Below are 18,055 nucleotides of genomic sequence, written 5' to 3' on the forward strand. Positions count from 1 at the left end.
CGTGATGAGCGACGTGACCGATGACCGCCGAGTGGCCGTGCAGGCCCTGGAATCGTCGTTCTCGGAGCTCATGACCGTGTTCCGCCGCTTCGTCTCCGAGGCGGCGGAACGCGTGAGCCCAGGAATGCTCCCGGCCACGTTCAAGGCTCTCTCCGTCGTAAGCCGATTCGGACCGCTGACACTCTCGGCCCTGGCCGAGCGCCTGGCGGCCGACAAGGGCTTCCTCAGCCGGTCGATCACCGAGCTCGAAGAACTCGGGCTCGTCACCCGCACCCCCGATCCCAACGACGGCCGCTCGCGCCTCATCGCCGTCACCGAGGTCGGTCATCGCCGGCTCGCCGACGCTCGAGCCCCGCACGAGAGCCGACTCTTCGATGCGATCGCCGACTGGTCGATCGACGACATCCGCCACCTCTCGACGCTGCTGCACGCGCTGGCGGTCGGCGAGGTACCGGTCCGGGACTGACGGCTCAGCGGCGTCGGCCGCTGTTGCGGCCCGGGCGAGCGCGCGATGGCCGCAGTGATCGCTCGAGAAACATGGTTCGCGGCGAGAAACCGTGCGACGAGGCGTTTCTTCGAGCGGACCGCGTTTCTCGCGGCGCGCGAATCCCGTACCCCGGGGCAGACGGGGTGCCACTGGGCGCGGACTTCGCGACACGGTGACGGCGGCGAAACACCATCGAGACAATGACGCGCTTGACTGGGACCGTCGGGGCGGGGCCGCCTCGACTGCGAACACCCCGCGAGAGAGAGCGCCCGATGAGATTCCGATCGACGCGTCCTGAGACCGCCCTGCACCCGGCTCCCCCGGTGCCCGAGACGATGCATTCGGTGGTCTACGACGCGCCGGGCGCAGCCGACGTGCTGCACATCGCCGAGACCGCGGTACCGCAGCCGGTGCTGAGCGAGGTGCTCGTGCGCGTGGTCGCGGCGGGCATCAACCCCATCGACGCCAAAACGCGCGCGGGACGCGGGATGTCGGCATCCATCGACGCCTGGCCCGCGGTGCTGGGGCTCGACGTCAGCGGTGTCGTCGTGCGCGCCCCCTTCGACGCGCACCCGTTCCCGGTCGGCACGGAGGTGTACGGCATGGCCGCCGTCCCCCGCACGGCGGGCACCTATGCCGAGTACGTCGTCGTGCCGACACTTTCGCTCGCCCGCAAGCCCCTCTCCCTCTCGCACGTCGAGGCCGCGGGAGTGCCGGTCGCTGCCCTCACCGCGTGGGGGCTCGTCGTCGAGACGGCGCTCGCCCATCAGGGGCAGCGCATCCTCATCCACGCGGGCGGCGGCGGGGTGGGTCACTTCGCTGTGCAATTCGCCGCGTACTTCGGCGCGCACGTCATCGCCACCGGGTCGCCGCGGAATCTCGACTGGCTCCGCGAGCTCGGCGCGGCGGAGGTGGTCGACTACACCTCGACACGATTCGAAGACGTGTTGGACGATGTCGATGTCGTCATCGACCTCATCGGCGACGTCTCCGACGACACCGGCACCCGCTCGCTCGACGTCCTCCGTCCGGGCGGGCTGCTGATCGAGGTCCCCACCGGCGCGTGGCCCGGGTTCCGGGAGGCGGCCGCGGCCCGCGGCATCCGCTGCACCGACTACAAGACGATCCCCGACGGCAGCGCCCTCGCGACCATCGCGCGCCTGCTGGATTCGGGTGCTGTGCGGGTCTACATCGACCGCGTGTTCGAGCTGGCCGACGCGGCCGCAGCTCACTCCGAGCTCGAACGCGGGCACACCCGCGGCAAGATCGTGCTGCGGGTCAGCGACGACTGACCCTAAGCCGCGAGCACACGGCGCCCCTCCCCGACGATCTCGTCGGCGACGTCGTCGAGCAGCGGCGAGGTGAGATTCCACTGCTGCCAGAACAGCGGCACATCGACGGGGTCCGCGCCTAGACGCACGAGCGCACCCGCGGCGAGGCCCGCTGCGGACTGGAAGCCCGGCAGCAACCCCCACCCGAGTCCCAATTCGATCGCGGTGGCGAAGTCCTGGGATGCCGGCACCCGGTGGCGCGGTGGCCCCGCCGCGGCCACACCTCGACGGGCGAGCCAACGGGACTGGAGGTCGTCGCGCCGGTCGAAGTCGACCACCGGCGCCGCGCCGAGGGCGTCCGAGCGGGCGCCGGACGCGAACCACCGCGTCGCGAAATCCGCCGTGGCCACCGCCTCGTAGCGCAGCACCCCCAACCGCCGCACGCGGCACCCGGCGACCGGGGCTTCACGCGACGTGACGGCGGCCATGACCGTCCCCGATTCCAGCAGTCCCGCCGTGAAATCCTGGTCGTCGCGGTGCAGGTCGAACACGACGGGGCGGCGGGCCGCGACGCGGGCCAGCGGCGGCAGGAACCAGGTGGCGAGCGAGTCGGCGTTCACGGCGAGGGGCACGGATGCCACCGACCCGCCCTCCGCCCCCATCGCCGCGAGCGCGTCGTGCTCCAGCAGGGAGAGCTGGCGAGCGAGCCGCACCACCGCATCCCCGGCTTCGGTGGTGCGCACGGGCTTGGAGCGGACGAGCACGACCCGCCCCAGCTGATCCTCGAGGGCCCGGATTCGCTGACTCACCGCGGAGGGGGTGATGTGCAGACGACGGGCGGCGGCATCCAGTGTCCCCTCCTCCACCACGACGGCGAGGGTGCGGGCGAGGTCGAGCGGGATAGACATGAAGCGATGCTAATGGTCCTACAGAATCTTGAGCTGGTCTTGTGCACCGCGTCGCCCTAGCGTCGGAACGTGCTCACTCCCCTGCTCGCCGGTCTCGGCCTCGGCTTCTCGCTCATCGTCGCCATCGGCGCTCAAAACTTGTTCGTGCTGCGGCAGGGCGTCCGGCGCGAGCACCTGCTCGCCGTCGTCGCAGTGTGCGCGATCTCCGACGCCGTGCTGATACTGCTCGGCGTCTCGGGGATCGGTCTCGTTCTGCAAGCCGTTCCGTGGCTGATCGTGGTCGTGCGCTGGGCGGGAGCCGCATTCCTCGTCGGCTATGGCGCGCTCGCGGCTCGGCGGGCCCTGCGCCCCAGCGGCGAGACCCTGCGGGCGAATACGGCGACGCCCGAGACGACGGATGCCGGCGGCACCGCACTGCGCACCCGCACGACGCTCACCGCCACCGTGCTGACGTGCCTCGCGCTCACGTGGCTCAACCCGCACGTCTACCTCGACACCGTCTTCCTGCTCGGCTCCGTGGCATCCACTCACGGCGAAGACCGCTGGGCGTTCGCGATCGGTGCCTGCATCGCGAGCCTCGCGTGGTTCTCGGCGCTGGGATTCGGTGCACGCTACCTCGGCCGGTGGCTCGACACCCCCCGCGCGTGGCGGATCCTCGACGCGGTCATCGCCGTGGTGATGTTCGCGATCGCCCTCTCGCTCGTGCTCCCGCACTGACGCGTTGGGGCCGCTCGGATCGCGTCCTTCGCCTCGTCGGGGCGCGGTCCAGGGTTCGGGGGCAGATCCGCCGCTCGAGCACGATCCGCGGTATCGGCGGAATCCGCCCGCCCCGAAGCGCCGAATCCGCCCTCAACCCGCAAAGCCCCTCGCACCGTCCGCGAGAATGACGGTATGCGAGCGGTGACGATCATGGTGCACGGGCGAGTGCAGGGCGTCGGCTTCCGCTACGCCCTGCAGAACGAAGCGCAGCGCGCGGGCGCCCGCGGCTGGGTGCGCAACCGTCGAAACGGCTCGGTCGAGGCGCTCATCGCGGGAGATGCGACAACCGTCGACACCGTGGTCGCCTGGGCCCACGTCGGGCCACCATCAGCGGGGGTCGACCGCGTCGACGCCGTGGAGAGCAGCGAGACACCCCCTGATGGGTTCGAGATCCACGCGACAACCTGACCAGGCGCCGCGTCCGGGAGCGGGCTCGCGAGACGCGGAGGATGACGCGAAACTCGCCTCTCTCGGCGAGAACCCTGCGAGATCGCCACGATGCTGCGAAATCCAGGCGGCGCCGGGGTGGTCAGCCGGGAACCCCGGCGCGCAGTTCGGCGAGGACCTCCGCGGCGTCGTCGAGACGCGCCAGCGCCGCCGCCTGCCCGGCCCACATCGATACCAGATCGGCGTCACCCGACGCGGTCGCGGCGGCACGGAACACCCCGGTGAGCCAGTTCTGCGCGGGAAACGGTGCGATCATGCCCGACGCCTCGAGCTCGCGCATCGCGCGATTGGGGATGCCACGGGCCAGCCGTCCGCTCATCGCCCGTGTCAAGACCGTGTCGGTGTCGGCGGCCGTGCCGATCGCCGCCCGGTGGCCGTCCGTCGCCGCGGACTGCCGGGTACGGAGGAACGCCGTGCCGACCTGGACGCCCTCGGCTCCCAGCGCGAACGCCGCCGCGACGCCCCGACGGTCGGCGATGCCGCCCGCCGCGATCACCGGGATGCCGACGGCGTCGACGATCTGGGGCACCAGTGCGAAGGTGCCGACGAGCGAGTGCGCGGGGTCGCGGAGGAACGACACCCGATGTCCCCCCGCCTCCGATCCCGTCGCGACGACGGCGTCGACGCCTGCGGCCTCGAGCGCCACCGCCTCGGCGACAGACGTCGCAGTTCCGATGACATGGATACCGAGTGATTTCGCGCGGGTGAGGGTGCCGGCATCCGGAACGCCGAAGACGACGCTCAGCACGTCGGGGCGGGCGTCGAAGACCGCGTCGAGCTGGTCGGCGAGCGTCGGCATGAACGATGCCGGGGGCGCGGGCGGGGTGACACCGGCGGCGGCGAAGAGCGGGGCGGCGGCGAGGAGGAACGGGGCCATGTCGACGTCGGCGGGTGAGGCCTCGTCGCCTCGGGGCCACCAGAGGTTCACGGCGATGCGGCCCGGAGTCGCCGAGCGCAGCGCGGTGATCGTGTCGTGGATGCGTTCGGGCGCGTACCCGTACAGCCCGAACGATCCGAGACCGCCGCCGTCGCTGACCGCCGCGCACAGAGCGACGGACGAGAGACCGCCGAACGGGCCGAGCACAACGGGCATGTCGATTCCGAGCAGACCTTCGAGGCGTCGCATGCTCCGACGCTACTCCGCGCCGTGATCGTCGCGCGGCGGGTTCGTCCGTCGACGCGCTATCGCGGGGGTCGTGCAGCCGCCGGCGTCAGGACCCGTCATCCGACGCGGGGTCGGGGCCGTCGAGGGGACGCAGCAGGCGGTTGAGGAAGCGCCGCGTGCGCTCCTTCTTCGGCTGACGCAGCAGCTCGGACGGAGCTCCGCGCTCGACGATCACGCCCTCGTCGAAGAACAGCACCTCGTCGGCGACCTCGCGGGCGAAGCCCAGTTCGTGCGTGACGATGACCATCGTCCACCCCTCGTTCGCGAGTTCGCGGAGCACCGTCAGCACCTCCCCGACCAGCTCGGGGTCGAGGGCGCTGGTGGGCTCGTCGAACAGCAGCAGCTGCGGCTCGAGCGCGAGTGCACGCACGATCCCGACCCGCTGCTGCTGACCGCCCGACAGCTCGGACGGGTAGGCGTTGCGCTTCTCCGACAGACCGACGCGGGCGAGCAGCCTCTCGGCCCGCTCCGCTGCCGCGGCCCGAGGGACGCCGTGCGCCTGCACCGGCCCCTCCATGACGTTCTGGATCACCGTCAGGTGCGGGAACAGGTTGTGGTGCTGGAACACCATCGCCGAGCGATCGCGGAGCGCCGTCCGATCGCGCTTGGTGACCTTCGCCCCGAAGTCGACGCGCGGCCCTCCCTCGAACGCCACGACTCCGGCATCCGGGGTCTCCAAGCCGTTCAGGCAGCGGAGCACCGTCGTCTTGCCCGACCCCGACGGTCCGATCAGCACGAGCACGTCGCCGCGGCGCACCTCGAGATCGACGCCGGCGAGCACACGGTTCGCCCCGAAGCTCTTCTCGAGCCCCGTGACGTGCAGCAGAGGGTTCTCAGTGGGCGACATGGCGGTCCAACCTCTTCTCGAGGGCGTTCTGCCCGAACGACAACACCAGGCAGAACAGCCAATAGATGAGCGCCGCCTCCAGATACACGGCCATGAACTCGTAGGAGAAAGCGGCGATGTTCTGGGCCTGGCGGAACAGTTCCGAGACCAGGATGAGGGATGCCAACGAGCTGTCCTTCACGAGCGAGATGAACGTGTTCGACAGGGGCGGCACCGACACGCGCGCCGCCTGCGGCAAGATGATGCGCGTCAGCGTCTTGGCGGGCGAGAGGCCCACGGTGTGGGCCGCCTCCCACTGTCCACGGGGGACCGACAGGATGGCCGCGCGGATGACCTCCGCAGCGTAACCGCCGACGTTGAGCGAGAAGGCGATGACCGCCGCCGGGAACGGGTCGATCGTGATGTTCAGCGACGGCAGGCCGTAGAAGATCACGAACAACTGCACCAGCAGCGGTGTGCCACGAATGATCGAGATGTAGAACCGGGCGATGCCCGACAGCAGCACGTTGGGCGACAGGCGCAGCAGCGCCATGAACAGCGCGATCACGAGACCGATCACGAACGAGGCCAGCGACAGGGGGATGGTGCCCCGCAGTCCCGCCAGAACCATCGGCCAGAACGAATCGAGCATCAGCGTCCAGATGTCGTTCATGGGCCTCCTTCCTCCTGCGGGCGCACCGCCCGGATCCTGCCCGCGGACGCCGGCGCACACGCGGACGCGGACCGACCGACTCCCACGCTAGGGGCGGGAGACGATCGATCCGCGGGGCTTTACAGCGGGTCGTTACTGCGTGACGTCGTCGCCGAAGTACTTCTCGCTGATCTCTGCGAGTGTGCCGTCGGCGCGGAGCTCTTCGAGCGCACCGTCGACGGCCTGGGCGAGGGCGTCCTGGCCCTTCTTGAAGGCGAAGGCGCTCTCCGAGGTGTCGTCGGTCTCGGCGGCGATCTTCAGGCCCGTGGGGCTGTTCGTCTTCTCGTAGTCGAGGTAGGTGAGCTGGTCATTGACCGTGGCATCCACGCGCCCCTGCTTGAGCAGGGCGACGGCCTGCGCCCAGCCCTCGACGGCCTCGACCTGGGCGCCGCTCTCGGTGGCCAGCTCGTACCAGTTGCTCGTGAGCGACTGGGCGGTGGTCTTTCCCGACAGATCGGCGAAGCTCGAGATCGAGTTGTCGGTGTCGGCGGTGACGACGACGCCGCGCGACACGGTGTAGGGGGTGCTGAAGGTGTACTTCTCTTCACGCTCCGGGTTGATCGACACCTGGTTGGCGATGACGTCGAAGCGTCCCGCGTCGAGGCCGGCGAAGATGGCATCCCACTGGGTTTCCTGGAATGTGACCTCGAGGCCGAGTTTGTCGGCGACGGCCTGCGCGATCTCGACGTCGAAGCCGGTCAGGTCGCCCGCGCCCTCGTGGTACGAGAACGGGCGGTAGGTGCCTTCGGTGGCGACGGTCAGGGTGCCGTCGGAGACGAGACCATACTCGGATCCCGCTCCCGGGGTGGCCTCGGAGGTCGCACCGCCGCTGCAGGCGGTCAGCGCGAGGGCGCTCAGGCCCAGGGTGGCGGCGAGGACGGTCAAACGGCGACGGGGCATAGCTGTTCCAGACATGGTGATGGGGGGGAGGCGCGATCGGCGCCCTCAAGCAGAACACGGCCGCGTACCGGTCTCTTCCCGGATGACGCCGTGTTGCACATTCGTGCGGGATCGGGGCACGTGATCGTCAGGCGACGGAGGTCGTCGAGCCCGTCGAGGGGACCGGTGCCGGGGACCCGCGGAGGCGGAGTTTCCGCAGCCCGTCGCAGGCACCTGTCCGCTGTGCCGGTCGGAGATCCGAGAGTGCGGGTGCGCTTCGGTTGGGCGGTGCGGGTGCGCGTGCCGCGCGATCGGGCAGAGCATGCGGAAGCCCCGCTGGCACGAGGCGCGGCGGGGCTTCCGGGTGACGCAGACGTCAGGCGATGACGTTGACGTCCAGCGGGATGCCGGGACCGAAGGTGGTCGAAACGGCGCCCTTCTGGATGTAACGGCCCTTCGAGCTCGACGGCTTGAGACGGACGATCTCCTCGAGCGCTGCGGCGAGGTTCTCGTCGAGCTGCTCAGCGGTGAACGACGCCTTGCCGACGACGAAGTGCACGTTGGCGTGCTTGTCGACGCGGAACTCGATCTTTCCGCCCTTGATCTCCTCGACGGCCTTGGCCGGGTTGGGGGTCACGGTGCCGGTCTTGGGGTTCGGCATGAGGCCGCGGGGTCCGAGGACCTTCCCGAGGCGACCGACCTGACCCATGAGCTCGGGCGTGGCGACGGCGGCGTCGAACGACGTGTAGCCGGCGGCGACCTTCTCGATGAGGTCGGTGCCTCCGACCTCATCGGCGCCGGCGGCCAGAGCCGCCTCGGCCGCGGGGCCGTTGGCGAAGACGATGACGCGCGCGGTCTTACCCGTGCCGTGGGGCAGGATGACCGTGCCGCGGACCATCTGGTCAGCCTTACGGGGGTCGACCGAGAGCTTCAGCGCGACCTCGACGGTCGAGTCGAACTTCTTCGAGCCGGTCTCCTTCGCGAGGGCGACGGCCTCGGTCGGGGTGTAGAACGTGTCGGCCGCGATCTTCTCAGCAGCGGCGCGGAATGCCTTGGACTTGGTAGCCATTGTTATCTCCCTCAGTCCTCGACCGTGATGCCCATGGAACGGGCGGTGCCGGCGATGATCTTCGAGGCGGCCTCGATGTCGTTCGCGTTCAGGTCGGGCTGCTTCGTGGTGGCGATCTCGCGGACCTGGTCCTTGGTGAGCTTGCCCACCTTGACCGTGTGGGGCGTGGACGAGCCCTTGGCAAGCCCGGCCGCCTTCTTGATGAGCTCCGCCGCGGGCGGGGTCTTCAGGATGAAGGTGAAGCTGCGGTCTTCGTAGACCGTGATCTCAACGGGGATGACGTTGCCGCGCTGGGCTTCGGTCGCCGCGTTGTAGGCCTTGCAGAACTCCATGATGTTGACGCCGTGCTGACCGAGCGCCGGACCGATCGGCGGCGCGGGGTTGGCCGCGCCCGCCTTGATCTGGAGCTTGATCAGGCCGGTCACCTTTTTCTTGGGTGCCATATCCTTTTCCTCTCTCGAGCGGGGGCCTCGCGGCTCCCTCTCTCCCGCACACCCGGCGGTTCCGGGCAGCGGTCGTCACGCGCTGACGCACGCAACCTCCCCATCATACGCGACGCCGTGCCCTCCGGCATCCACCGTCCTCCGCCTCCCTGCGACGGTGGCGGCCAACCCGCTCCCCCGTCCAGCTGATCGGCGTGGGCGCGGTCCTGCGGTCCTGCGGTCCTGCGGTCCGGCGGTCCGGCGGCCCGGCGTCGCACTGTGCCACGGCATCCATCCGCCACCGGGATTCAGTCACGTTGGGTCTCCCCCAGTTTCCATACGCATAAACACAGTTCGTGCGCGCAAACGTGACGACGTAGTGTTTCCGCGCATCAATCGCGTTTGCGCGTGAGCGGGCGGGGCAGTTATCCACAGGGCCCACCGGTGACGCCGACAAAGCTGCCACCCTCACCGCATGGATGTCACTCCTCGGTCGCTACGCGCATCGCCGACGCCGTTGGTGCTCGCTTCACGTGTACCGCTCTCTGGGCCCCCGCCGTCACGCGACGAAGGGCTGGTCCGTGTCCGTTCCGGTGTCTACACGGCGCGCGTCAGGTGGGAGGGATTGTCCCCATGGGAACGTTATCTCGTCCGCGTCCATGCGTTCGCGACGGCGCGACGCGATGCCGTGTTCTCACACGAGTCGGCCGCCGCGCTTCTCGGCCTGCCGACGTTCGGGCATCCGCGATTGATCCACATCTTCGACGGACGCCGCTCACGCTCGGCCAGGTACGGCGACGTCGCCGTACACACGAGCGCGGACCCGCGCACGACGCAGGAGACGGCCGGCATCCGGACCACTGCGATCGAAGATGTCGTCGTCGACCTCGCCCGCGTCTTGCCTCCCGCACTGGGGGTCGCCGTCGCCGATGCGGCGTTGCGATCGTTCGGACTGTCCGCAACGGATCTCCTCGAGCGGGGCTCGGTCCAGCGCAACAGATTCGGCCTTCGACGCATGGCGTGGGTGGTGAACCACGCAACGCCGCTTTCGGAATCTCCCGGAGAGTCCATCAGCCGGATCGTCATCGAGTGGTGTGGATTCCCCCGTCCCGCGCTCCAAGCAGAGCATGAGATCGACGGCCGCGTCTATCGATCGGATTTCTGTTGGCCGGAGCGCCAGGTCATCGGTGAGTCCGACGGGTGGCTCAAGTACCAGGGAGACGGCGCCGTCGACGCTGTCCGTGCCGAGAAACGACGAGAAGACGCGCTCCGCCGAGCGGGCTGGCGTATCGCCCGGTGGGACTACGCCGGGGCCATCGGCGTCGAGGGGCTGAGATCCGCCCTTCTCGCCGCGGGGTTGACTCAGGTGAAGCGCGACGAGACGGCGGCGCTGGCATCCGTCGCTCGCAATGCGCGCTCGGTGTGACGAGCAGGAACACAATTCGTGCGGATAAACAGGCCGACGGCGTGTTCCCACGCAGAGATCGTGTTTATGCGTGGGTGCCGCGCGCGAACGTACGCCCACGCCAGCGGCGCGGCGCGAGCCGAGGGATCGATGCCTTCACCCGCCCGGTCAGACGCGAGCCCCACACGATCGGCATAAACACGGTTCGTGCGGATAAACGGGCCGACAGCGTGTTTCCACGCACAGATCGTGTTTATGCGTGGGTGCCGCGCGCGAACGTACGCCCACGCCAGCGGCGCGACCGAGGGGACGGTGATCCAACGGCGCCGGCGAACCGACAGCGACGACCGACGGGCGACAAGCGAGACGACCGACGGGACCGACAGAGACGACCGGCGGGACCGACAGAGACGACCGGCGGGACCGACGGGGACGACCGGCGGGACCGACGGGGACGACCGAGGGCGGCACGCGAGACGACCGACGGGCGACAACGACGAACGCCCCGCCGGCGGAAGCCGGGCGGGGCGTTCGGGAGACGCGCGGGGCGTCAGACCATCTTGGTGACCTGGTCGAACGACAGCTCGACGGGGGTCTCGCGCTCGAAGAGCGACACGAGCACGGTGAGCTTGCCGCTCTCGGGCTTGATCTCGCTGATCGTGCCGGGAAGACCCGCGAACGAGCCCTCCTTGATCGTGATCGTCTCGCCGGTCTCGAAGTCGACCTCGGCGGGGATGACGCGCTGGGTCGTCGCCGACCCCTTGGCGGCACCGGCCTTGGAGGGAGCGGACTCCTTGATCTCGACCAGGCTCTTCAGCATGTTGAACGCCTCATCGAAGCGCAGCGGCGTGGGGTTGTGGGCGTTGCCCACGAAGCCGGTCACACCGGGGGTGTGACGCACGACCGACCAGGTGTCTTCGTTGAGGTCCATGCGCACCAGCACGTAGCCGGGGATGCGCACGCGGTTGACCATCTTGCGCTGGCCGTTCTTGATCTCGACGACGTCCTCCATGGGGACCTCGACCTGGTAGATGTCATCCTCGACCTCGAGCGTCGATTTGCGCTGCTCGATGTTGGCCTTCACCTTGCGCTCGAATCCGGCGTAGGAGTGGATGACGTACCACTTGCCCGGAAGCGACCGCAGCTCGGTGCGGTAGGCCTCGTAGGGGTCGGCGTCCTCGTCGTCTTCCGAGTCGAGGTCGGTAGGCGCGTCGGCGGCGGACTCGCCGGCCTCGACCTCGTCGACCACGCTCGCCGCGGCGGAGACCTCGTCGACGAAGTCCTCGTCGAGCACGGGCTCGTCGGGCTCGCCGTTGACGTCGGGGCCGTCGTACGGGGTGACCTCGTCGGCGGCTTCGGCGGCCTCTTCGGCCTGCTCTTCGGCGAGGGAGTCGTTCAGGACCTCGGCGGCCGCCTCGGCCTCGCTGGTCTCGTCGATCTCGAGAGCGTCGTTCACGATCGCGTCCGCCTCCGGGTCGGTGATGTCGATGTCGCTGAGGTCGGCGTCGTCGACCTCAGCCTCGTCGTCCACGATGTGAACGGCGGAATGCTCGGCCGAGTCGGAGGCGCGCTCCTGGGACTCGAGCACGTTGCCCTCTTGGGCTTCGTCGTCCTCGCTGGACTGCTCGGCTGCCGTCGCCCAATCGGCGTCGTCGACATATCTTTCAGACACTGTGATCTCTTCCGTTCAGAGGCGGCCGCTCTTGGCGCCGCACGTCCGCACGAACGCCGGTCAGGCGCCGGCGGTACCGGGGACGCCGAAGACGGCGGTGGTGATCCACACGAACAGCACGTCGAGGCCATAGACGATCGCCATCATGACGACGACGAAACCGAGGACCACGGCGGTGAACTTCAACAGCTCCTGCCGCGTCGGCGTGACGACCTTGCGGAGTTCTGCGAAGACCTGACGGATGAAGAGGGCGATCCGCGCGAAGAAGTTCAGCTTCTTCTCGCGGGGGGCGCCGCGGTCGGCGACGATCTCGCCGCTCGCCTCGTCCTGCGTCATCGAACCACCTTGGTCTGTGTCTGTGCCAGCGTGCGCTGTGCGCAGGGCGGACAGGAATCGAACCTGCAACCTGCGGTTTTGGAGACCGCTGCTCTGCCAATTGAGCTACCGCCCTAAGATCCCGAGGGATCCAGGAAACGAAACCGCGCGCTTCCGCCTGGAATCTCTCGGGGGAGGATGCCGCGTACCCGAGGGCACGGCGAAAGAATGCAGATTTCGACTGCACTATCCAGTCTATGTCATGGACCTCGGCCTGGCGAACCGAGGCCGGTGTCGAGGGCCGGGAACCGGACCGCGGATGTCCCCCGGCCCACCCGACCAGGCCGGGGGGACGCGGTCCCGATCACACCGTGCGGATGAGCTTCTTGTTCACGAACTCGTCGGCCGCGAGCAGGCCCATCTCACGCGAGGTGCCGCTGCGCTTGACGCCGCCGAACGGCAGCTCGGGCGAGTCGGCGAGCACGACGTTCACGTAGACCATTCCGGCCTCGATCCGGTCGGCGATGCGCTGTGCCTGCTCGGCATCGGTTGTGAAGACGTAGGAGCCGAGCCCATAGCCCGTGCCGTTCGCGATCTCGATCGCCTCCTCCTCGTCGGCCACCCGGTAGACGGTGCCGACGGGGCCGAAGAACTCCTCGCCGTACGCGTCCATGTCGGGCGTGATTCCCGTCAGCACGGTGCCGGGGTAGAACGCCCCGTCGCGCGTGCCGCCGACCTCCACCGTCGCGCCCTGCGACACGGCGCGCTGCACCTGCTCGTCGAGGCGCTCCGCGGCCGCGAGTGACGACAGGGGCCCGAGGACGGTGTCGTCGGCGAACGGGTCGCCGACCTTCGCCTCGCCGAGGGCCGCGGTGAACTTCGACAGGAACGCGTCGTACAGGTCGTCGATCACGATGAAGCGCTTGGCGGCGTTGCACGACTGGCCGTTGTTGTCGAGGCGCGCATCGACGGCGGCCTGTACGGCGGCATCCAGGTCATCCGTGGACAGCAGGATGAAGGGATCGGAGCCGCCGAGCTCCAGCGCGACCTTCTTGAGGTTGCGGCCGGCGATCTCGGCGACGGCGGCACCGGCGCGCTCCGAGCCGGTGACCGACACGCCCTGCACGCGCGAGTCGGCGATGATGGTCGCCGCCTGATCGTTGGTCGCCCGGATGTTGACGTACGCGCCGTCGGGCAGCCCCGCGTCACGGTAGATCGCCTGCAGCGCCTCCGCCGACTCCGGGCATTGGGGGGCGTGCTTGAGCAGGATCGTGTTGCCGACGGCGAGGTTCGGCGCGGCGAAACGGGCGACCTGATAGTAGGGGAAGTTCCACGGCATGATGCCCAGCAGCACGCCCAGCGGCGAGCGGCGGATCACCGCCGAGCCCTCGCCCAGGATGTCGAGCGGGGTGTCACCGGTGATCTTGTCGATCACGTCGGCGTAGTACTCGGTGATGTCGGCGGCGAAGTCGACCTCGCCGAGGGCCGCCTCGAGCGGCTTGCCCATCTCTCGCACGATGATCGCGGCGAGGTCGTCCCGGCGCTCGCGGTGCAGCTCGGCCACGCGGCGGAGTGCCTCGGCCCGCTCGGCCGGAGCGGTCCGCGACCAGGAGCGGTACCCCGCGTCGGCGGATGCCAGGGCGTGCTCGACCCCGGCGTCGGTCAGCGTGTCGTACTCGGCGAGGGTCTCCCCCGTGGCGGGGTTGACGACGGCGTAGTCGCTCATGGTGCTCCTTGTCGTTTCGATGTCAGGACGTGCGGCGGCGGCGGGCACGGGCGGGTGCCTCCCGACCCAGGGTCTCACCGCGGAAGAAGGCCGGGCTCGCCACCCTCTGCGCCACCATCAACACGATGCCGGTGACGATGATGACCACGGTGATGACGAAGACCAATCCGACACCGCCGATGTTGGACCCCGATCCGTACTCGGGATCGGCGCTGTCGATGAGGGTGGTGACGAACAGCACGGCCAGGATGCCACCGCCCACGAGCGGGGCGAGGAGGGTCAAGAAGAAGTTGCGCACCGAGTCGAACCACTGCTTGCGGAAGTACCAGACGCACGCGAACGCGGTCAGGCCGTAGTAGAAGCAGATCATCGCGCCCAGCGCCGTGATGGTGTCGGTCAACACGTTCTCGCTCAGCACGCGCATGATCGCGTAGAACGCCGAAGCGACCACGGCCGACACGATGGTGGCATAGCCGGGGGTGAAGAATCGCGGGCTCACCTTCGCGAAGTTCTTCGGCAGTGCGTCGTAGTGCGCCATGGCCAGCAGGGTCCGTGCCGGCCCCACGAAGGTGGCCTGGAGCGAGGATGCCGAGCTGGTGAGGACCGCGAGCGACACGAGGAACGCGAGGGGTCCGAGGATGGGTCCCGAGAGGTGGAAGAAGACGTTCTCCTGGATGTCCTCGTTGCCGAGCCCCAGCTCACCGGCACCGTTGCCGGCGAACATGAGCAGTGCCACGGCGATGAAGAGATACAGGGCCACGATGAGGAAGACCGTGACCGTGGCGGCGCGCCCCGGGGTGCGGTCGGGATCCTTCGTCTCCTCGTTCATGGTGAGGATGACGTCCCAGCCCCAGAAGATGAAGATCGACAGCGACAGCCCCGCGGCGAAGGAGCTGAACGAGTCCACCTCGAAGGGGTTGAACCATGACGCCTCCACCGGGCTGGCGTCGAAGGCGTTACCGCTCATCATCTCGACCACGGCGGCGCCGGCGAAGACCAGCAGCACGAGGATCTGGAACCCGACCAGACCGTACTGCAGACGCTGCGTCGTCTGCAGGTCGCGGTAGGACACCACCGTCGCCAGGAACATGAACAGCAGGCAGACCGCGATGTTGATCGGGACGACGCGGGTGAGTTCGGCGATCTCGGCGTTGCCGCTGACCTGCGCGATGAGAAGGAACAAGAAGTCGACGGCGATGCCCGCCAGGTTCGACAGCACGATGACGGTGGCCGCGACCAGACCCCAGCCCGCCATCCAGCCGACCCAGGGTCCGAAGGCGCGCGACGCCCAGGTGAACGAGGTGCCGGCATCCGGCATCCGGGAATTCAGCTCGCGATAGCCGAGCGCGACGAGCAGCATCGGGATGAAACCGACGAGGATGATCGCCGGCACCTGGAACCCGACGGCCGAGACCGTGGGGCCGAGGGCGCCGGTCAGTGTGTACGCCGGGGCGATGGTGGAGATGCCGATGACGACGGCGCCGATCATGCCGATCGAGCCGACGCGCAGGCCCTTGTTGGAGATGCCGGTGGTGACGGCGCTGTCGGGGGACGCGCTCGCACCGTGGGATGCATCGGTCATGACGAGACCTCCTGGGTGCGGGGCACCACGATCATCGGGACGGGCAGGGCACGCAGGATCCGCCCCGCGGTGGAGCCGAGGAACAAGCGACGGGGCTGGGCGAGGCGACTCGATCCGACCAGCGCGATCTCGCCGGGCTGCCACTCGATGTGCGAGACGGCGTCTTCGATGTCGCTGCCGGTGCCCACGACGGCCTCCGCCGGCACTTCTGCGGGGAGCGTCGCGCGTGCCGCCTCGAGCACGCTCGCGGCGTGCGTCTGGCCGGTGAGGCGGGTGAGGCCGGCGTCGACGCGGTTCGGCAGATCGACACCGGCGAGGGAGAGCAGCCGGAGCGGCGCGTGGGTGCGGCGCGAGACGGTCGCCGCGGTGTGCAGGAGCACGTCGGCGCCCGGGCGGGTGCCGATCGCGGCGGTGACTCGCGGGAGGCCGACGCCCGGGTCGATCGCGCGCGCCCCTTCCTGCGCGAGGGCGACGGGGACCGGAGCCGAGTGAACGAGCTCCTCGGCCGTGGTGCCGAGGCGGTGACGACCGCGCGGTCCACCCCCGCCGGTGCCGACGACGATGACGCCGGCGTCGAACTCCTCCGCGGCGGCGACGAGACCGTCCGAGACGGCGGAGGCGTGTCGGACGTGGCCCCGGATGCCGGGGAACGACGCGAGCGCGTCGCGCAACCATCCGCGCGCGGTGTCTTCGACGAGACGCTCGTACGACGCGTCGGTCGGGATCGAGACATTGCCCTCGGCCGACGGCAGGACGACGACGGCGTGGACGGGGGCGTCGAGCACAGCTCCCAGGCGCGCACCGAGCGCGAGGGCGTCGGCACCCGCGTCGGTGGCCGCGTAGCCGACGACGACGCGGTCGCCGGTCATCCGCGCGTCCGCTCGAGGATCTCGTCTGCGGCGCGGTGCCCCTGTCGGATCGCCCCGTCGACGTGCTGGTAGCCCGCTCCGGCCATGTCGCTGCACGCGAGATGGATCGCACCCATGGGCTGGCGCTGGTCGGCGCCGTAGCGATGCAGGCCACCGAGGTCGAAGCTCGCCGCGTACGCGCCACGGGTCCACTCCTCGGTGCCCCAGTCGCTCTCGTAGTAGACGACCGGCGTCTTCGCGGCGGGCCCGTAGTAGCGCGACAGGGATTCGAGGATGCGCTCCTTGCGCTCCTCGGCGCTCAGACGGAACAGGTCGTCGGCGTTCTGGTCCGACACGAAGCCGACCAGGGTGCCGCGCTCGTCTCCGTGATTGGTGTTGTCGTACGCCTCGTGGCACAGCTCGTAGGGGCTGAACGCCGTGCCCGACAGGCCCTGCTCGCGCCAGAACGGCGTGTCGTACACCGCGTGCACCTTGATGACGAAGCCCATCGAGATGTGCTGGTGCATCTGGTGCTGCAGGCGCGGCAGCGGCGGCTCGAACGAGATGCGCGAATACAGCACGGGGGCCAGGGCGAGGATGGCGAAGCGGGCGCGGACGGTGACGCCATCGGCGATCACCGTGACGCCGTCGGAGGAGGATGCCGCGGCCTCGACGCGAGCCGTCAGCGCCCGGAGGTCCGCAACCCGCTGACCCGTGTCGGCCGGGCGATCCGGCGTCGCCGAATCGGCGCCCCAGACGATGCGGCGCACCGGCTGGTTCAGGTAGACGTCGTCACCGAGCCGCTCGGCGAGCAGTTCCGGCACCTGCTGCAGACCGCCCGCAACACGCTTGTCGAGGATGAAGTCGGCGTCGACGAGGTGCGAGTACGACCCCGCGGATGCCGCCATGAGCAGCGACTGCAGCAGCGAGAAGGTGTGCGTGGGCTTGGTGAGCATCGCAGAGCCCGTGGCGAAGGCGAGGTTGCGCACGGCCTCGTCGTCGTCGGTCTGCTGGCGGAGCCACGCGTCCCATGAGACCTTGTCCCACTCGGCGGCGCGGGGGTGCTCCCACGGCTTGTCAGGGTCGATCTCGGCCACCATGGCATCCAGTCGCGCGGTGATCTCGTCGATGGTCTGCTCGGTCGAGGCGGCCACGGGGAACATCTCCCCCGTGAAGCGCTTCGCCTCGCCGTCGGCGCCGACGTAGACGCTCTCGCCGTCTCGATAGCGGCTGTACGTCGACAAGCCCAGGTCGGCGACGGTGTCGATGAGCGCCTGCTGGTCGGGCGAGACCCACTGTCCACCGAGCTCGAGCATCGCGCCCTCGATCACGTCGGTCCACAGGCGCCCGCCCACGCGGTCGCGCGCTTCGAGCACGGCGACCGAGAGGCCGGCCTTGCGCAGGTCGTTGGCGGCGGTGAGTCCGGAGGCGCCGGCTCCGATGACGACCACATCGCGGGTGATCTCGTCCATGGGCTCTTCTTCCTTCTCGTTCACGTCTACGTGTGCTGGGGGCCGCTCGGGTTCGGCGGGAGCCCTCGCCCCGACGGCGGTGGAGTCCGC

Annotated in this window: 18 protein-coding genes and 1 tRNA gene; 5 read left to right on the plus strand and 14 right to left on the minus strand. The window is 69.4% G+C overall.

The genetic code is table 11. The features are described from left to right. The first annotated feature begins 4 nt into the window (after positions 1 to 4). Both ACXKZF_RS12505 and ACXKZF_RS12510 read left to right on the plus strand, forming a co-directional pair. Positions 5 to 466: a MarR family winged helix-turn-helix transcriptional regulator gene (locus tag ACXKZF_RS12505; RefSeq protein WP_055957140.1), complete on the plus strand. Its 462-nt coding sequence runs from the start codon at positions 5 to 7 to the stop codon at positions 464 to 466. A 293-nt stretch (positions 467 to 759) separates the two neighbouring features. Then, entirely contained in the window at positions 760 to 1,779 is a 1,020-nt protein-coding gene (locus ACXKZF_RS12510) for an NADP-dependent oxidoreductase (RefSeq protein WP_055956063.1), read from the plus strand. 2 nt (positions 1,780 to 1,781) lie between these two features. Here ACXKZF_RS12510 and ACXKZF_RS12515 read toward each other — a convergent pair whose 3' ends face one another. Continuing rightward, positions 1,782 to 2,666 carry a LysR family transcriptional regulator ArgP gene (locus ACXKZF_RS12515; RefSeq protein ID WP_488984400.1) on the minus strand — a complete coding sequence of 295 codons (885 nt, stop codon included), beginning with the start codon at positions 2,664 to 2,666 and terminating at the stop codon, positions 1,782 to 1,784. A gap of 69 nt (positions 2,667 to 2,735) precedes the next feature. Here ACXKZF_RS12515 and ACXKZF_RS12520 point away from each other — a divergent pair, with 69 nt between their 5' ends. Both ACXKZF_RS12520 and ACXKZF_RS12525 read left to right on the plus strand, forming a co-directional pair. Next, positions 2,736 to 3,383, plus strand: coding sequence for a LysE/ArgO family amino acid transporter (locus ACXKZF_RS12520; RefSeq protein WP_055956057.1), 648 nt, complete (start codon positions 2,736 to 2,738; stop codon positions 3,381 to 3,383). Positions 3,384 to 3,557: 174 nt separating this feature from the next. After that, positions 3,558 to 3,833 (plus strand): acylphosphatase, encoded by a 276-nt coding sequence (locus ACXKZF_RS12525; RefSeq protein WP_488984401.1) that lies wholly within the window; start codon positions 3,558 to 3,560, stop codon positions 3,831 to 3,833. A gap of 121 nt (positions 3,834 to 3,954) precedes the next feature. Here the strand turns inward: ACXKZF_RS12525 and ACXKZF_RS12530 are convergent, their stop codons facing one another. From ACXKZF_RS12530 to rplK, 6 genes are all read right to left on the minus strand, one after another. After that, on the minus strand, positions 3,955 to 4,998 hold the full coding sequence (locus ACXKZF_RS12530; RefSeq protein WP_488984402.1) for an NAD(P)H-dependent flavin oxidoreductase: 1,044 nt from the start codon (positions 4,996 to 4,998) through the stop codon (positions 3,955 to 3,957). Positions 4,999 to 5,083: 85 nt separating this feature from the next. Continuing rightward, positions 5,084 to 5,884: an amino acid ABC transporter ATP-binding protein gene (locus ACXKZF_RS12535; RefSeq protein ID WP_055956048.1), complete on the minus strand. Its 801-nt coding sequence runs from the start codon at positions 5,882 to 5,884 to the stop codon at positions 5,084 to 5,086. Further along, complete coding sequence (locus ACXKZF_RS12540) at positions 5,871 to 6,536, minus strand: amino acid ABC transporter permease (RefSeq protein ID WP_488984403.1); 666 nt, start codon at positions 6,534 to 6,536, stop codon at positions 5,871 to 5,873. Before ACXKZF_RS12540 ends, ACXKZF_RS12535 begins: the two co-directional genes overlap by 14 nt. 132 nt (positions 6,537 to 6,668) lie before the next feature. Beyond that, the gene (locus tag ACXKZF_RS12545; RefSeq protein ID WP_488984404.1) at positions 6,669 to 7,475 is read right to left on the minus strand and encodes an amino acid ABC transporter substrate-binding protein; all 807 of its coding nucleotides are present in this window, start codon (positions 7,473 to 7,475) and stop codon (positions 6,669 to 6,671) included. A 355-nt stretch (positions 7,476 to 7,830) separates the two neighbouring features. Then, positions 7,831 to 8,523 carry a 50S ribosomal protein L1 gene (rplA, locus tag ACXKZF_RS12550; RefSeq protein WP_055956040.1) on the minus strand — a complete coding sequence of 231 codons (693 nt, stop codon included), beginning with the start codon at positions 8,521 to 8,523 and terminating at the stop codon, positions 7,831 to 7,833. An 11-nt stretch (positions 8,524 to 8,534) separates the two neighbouring features. Then, a complete protein-coding gene (gene rplK, locus ACXKZF_RS12555) occupies positions 8,535 to 8,966 on the minus strand; it encodes a 50S ribosomal protein L11 (RefSeq protein WP_013585556.1) in 432 nt (143 codons plus the stop codon). A gap of 667 nt (positions 8,967 to 9,633) precedes the next feature. On the opposite strand from rplK, the gene ACXKZF_RS12560 reads away from it, so the two are divergent. Beyond that, positions 9,634 to 10,371, plus strand: coding sequence for a hypothetical protein (locus tag ACXKZF_RS12560; RefSeq protein WP_488984405.1), 738 nt, complete (start codon positions 9,634 to 9,636; stop codon positions 10,369 to 10,371). Between the two features lie 529 nt (positions 10,372 to 10,900). Here ACXKZF_RS12560 and nusG read toward each other — a convergent pair. From nusG to ACXKZF_RS12595, 7 genes are all read right to left on the minus strand, one after another. Beyond that, positions 10,901 to 12,022 (minus strand): transcription termination/antitermination protein NusG, encoded by a 1,122-nt coding sequence (gene nusG / locus ACXKZF_RS12565; protein ID WP_243224244.1) that lies wholly within the window; start codon positions 12,020 to 12,022, stop codon positions 10,901 to 10,903. A gap of 60 nt (positions 12,023 to 12,082) precedes the next feature. Then, positions 12,083 to 12,358 carry a preprotein translocase subunit SecE gene (secE, locus tag ACXKZF_RS12570; RefSeq protein ID WP_055956031.1) on the minus strand — a complete coding sequence of 92 codons (276 nt, stop codon included), beginning with the start codon at positions 12,356 to 12,358 and terminating at the stop codon, positions 12,083 to 12,085. Positions 12,359 to 12,400: 42 nt separating this feature from the next. Further along, positions 12,401 to 12,473 (minus strand) — tRNA-Trp (locus ACXKZF_RS12575). A gap of 228 nt (positions 12,474 to 12,701) precedes the next feature. Continuing rightward, the gene (locus tag ACXKZF_RS12580) at positions 12,702 to 14,063 is read right to left on the minus strand and encodes an NAD-dependent succinate-semialdehyde dehydrogenase (RefSeq protein WP_488984406.1); all 1,362 of its coding nucleotides are present in this window, start codon (positions 14,061 to 14,063) and stop codon (positions 12,702 to 12,704) included. 22 nt (positions 14,064 to 14,085) lie between these two features. Continuing rightward, complete coding sequence (locus ACXKZF_RS12585; protein ID WP_488984407.1) at positions 14,086 to 15,645, minus strand: APC family permease; 1,560 nt, start codon at positions 15,643 to 15,645, stop codon at positions 14,086 to 14,088. Then, the gene (locus ACXKZF_RS12590; protein WP_055956022.1) at positions 15,642 to 16,514 is read right to left on the minus strand and encodes a universal stress protein; all 873 of its coding nucleotides are present in this window, start codon (positions 16,512 to 16,514) and stop codon (positions 15,642 to 15,644) included. The genes ACXKZF_RS12585 and ACXKZF_RS12590 overlap by 4 nt, the downstream gene beginning before the upstream one ends. Then, on the minus strand, positions 16,511 to 17,965 hold the full coding sequence (locus ACXKZF_RS12595) for a flavin monoamine oxidase family protein (protein ID WP_488984408.1): 1,455 nt from the start codon (positions 17,963 to 17,965) through the stop codon (positions 16,511 to 16,513). The genes ACXKZF_RS12590 and ACXKZF_RS12595 overlap by 4 nt, the downstream gene beginning before the upstream one ends. Positions 17,966 to 18,055: the final 90 nt, after the last annotated feature.

This window comes from Microbacterium sp. ABR10, assembly GCF_057812175.1.

Excerpts from the sequence above, each read along its gene's own strand:
- ACXKZF_RS12505 (WP_055957140.1), top strand. The coding sequence starts at position 5 with ATGAGCGACGTGACCGATGACCGCCGAGTGGCCGTGCAGGCCCTGGAA.
- ACXKZF_RS12510 (WP_055956063.1), top strand. The coding sequence starts at position 760 with ATGAGATTCCGATCGACGCGTCCTGAGACCGCCCTGCACCCGGCTCCC.
- ACXKZF_RS12515 (WP_488984400.1), bottom strand. The coding sequence starts at position 2,666 with ATGTCTATCCCGCTCGACCTCGCCCGCACCCTCGCCGTCGTGGTGGAG.
- ACXKZF_RS12525 (WP_488984401.1), top strand. The coding sequence starts at position 3,558 with ATGCGAGCGGTGACGATCATGGTGCACGGGCGAGTGCAGGGCGTCGGC.
- ACXKZF_RS12530 (WP_488984402.1), bottom strand. The coding sequence starts at position 4,998 with ATGCGACGCCTCGAAGGTCTGCTCGGAATCGACATGCCCGTTGTGCTC.
- ACXKZF_RS12535 (WP_055956048.1), bottom strand. The coding sequence starts at position 5,884 with ATGTCGCCCACTGAGAACCCTCTGCTGCACGTCACGGGGCTCGAGAAG.
- ACXKZF_RS12540 (WP_488984403.1), bottom strand. The coding sequence starts at position 6,536 with ATGAACGACATCTGGACGCTGATGCTCGATTCGTTCTGGCCGATGGTT.
- ACXKZF_RS12545 (WP_488984404.1), bottom strand. The coding sequence starts at position 7,475 with ATGCCCCGTCGCCGTTTGACCGTCCTCGCCGCCACCCTGGGCCTGAGC.
- rplA (WP_055956040.1), bottom strand. The coding sequence starts at position 8,523 with ATGGCTACCAAGTCCAAGGCATTCCGCGCCGCTGCTGAGAAGATCGCG.
- rplK (WP_013585556.1), bottom strand. The coding sequence starts at position 8,966 with ATGGCACCCAAGAAAAAGGTGACCGGCCTGATCAAGCTCCAGATCAAG.
- secE (WP_055956031.1), bottom strand. The coding sequence starts at position 12,358 with ATGACGCAGGACGAGGCGAGCGGCGAGATCGTCGCCGACCGCGGCGCC.
- ACXKZF_RS12580 (WP_488984406.1), bottom strand. The coding sequence starts at position 14,063 with ATGAGCGACTACGCCGTCGTCAACCCCGCCACGGGGGAGACCCTCGCC.
- ACXKZF_RS12585 (WP_488984407.1), bottom strand. The coding sequence starts at position 15,645 with ATGACCGATGCATCCCACGGTGCGAGCGCGTCCCCCGACAGCGCCGTC.
- ACXKZF_RS12590 (WP_055956022.1), bottom strand. The coding sequence starts at position 16,514 with ATGACCGGCGACCGCGTCGTCGTCGGCTACGCGGCCACCGACGCGGGT.
- ACXKZF_RS12595 (WP_488984408.1), bottom strand. The coding sequence starts at position 17,965 with ATGGACGAGATCACCCGCGATGTGGTCGTCATCGGAGCCGGCGCCTCC.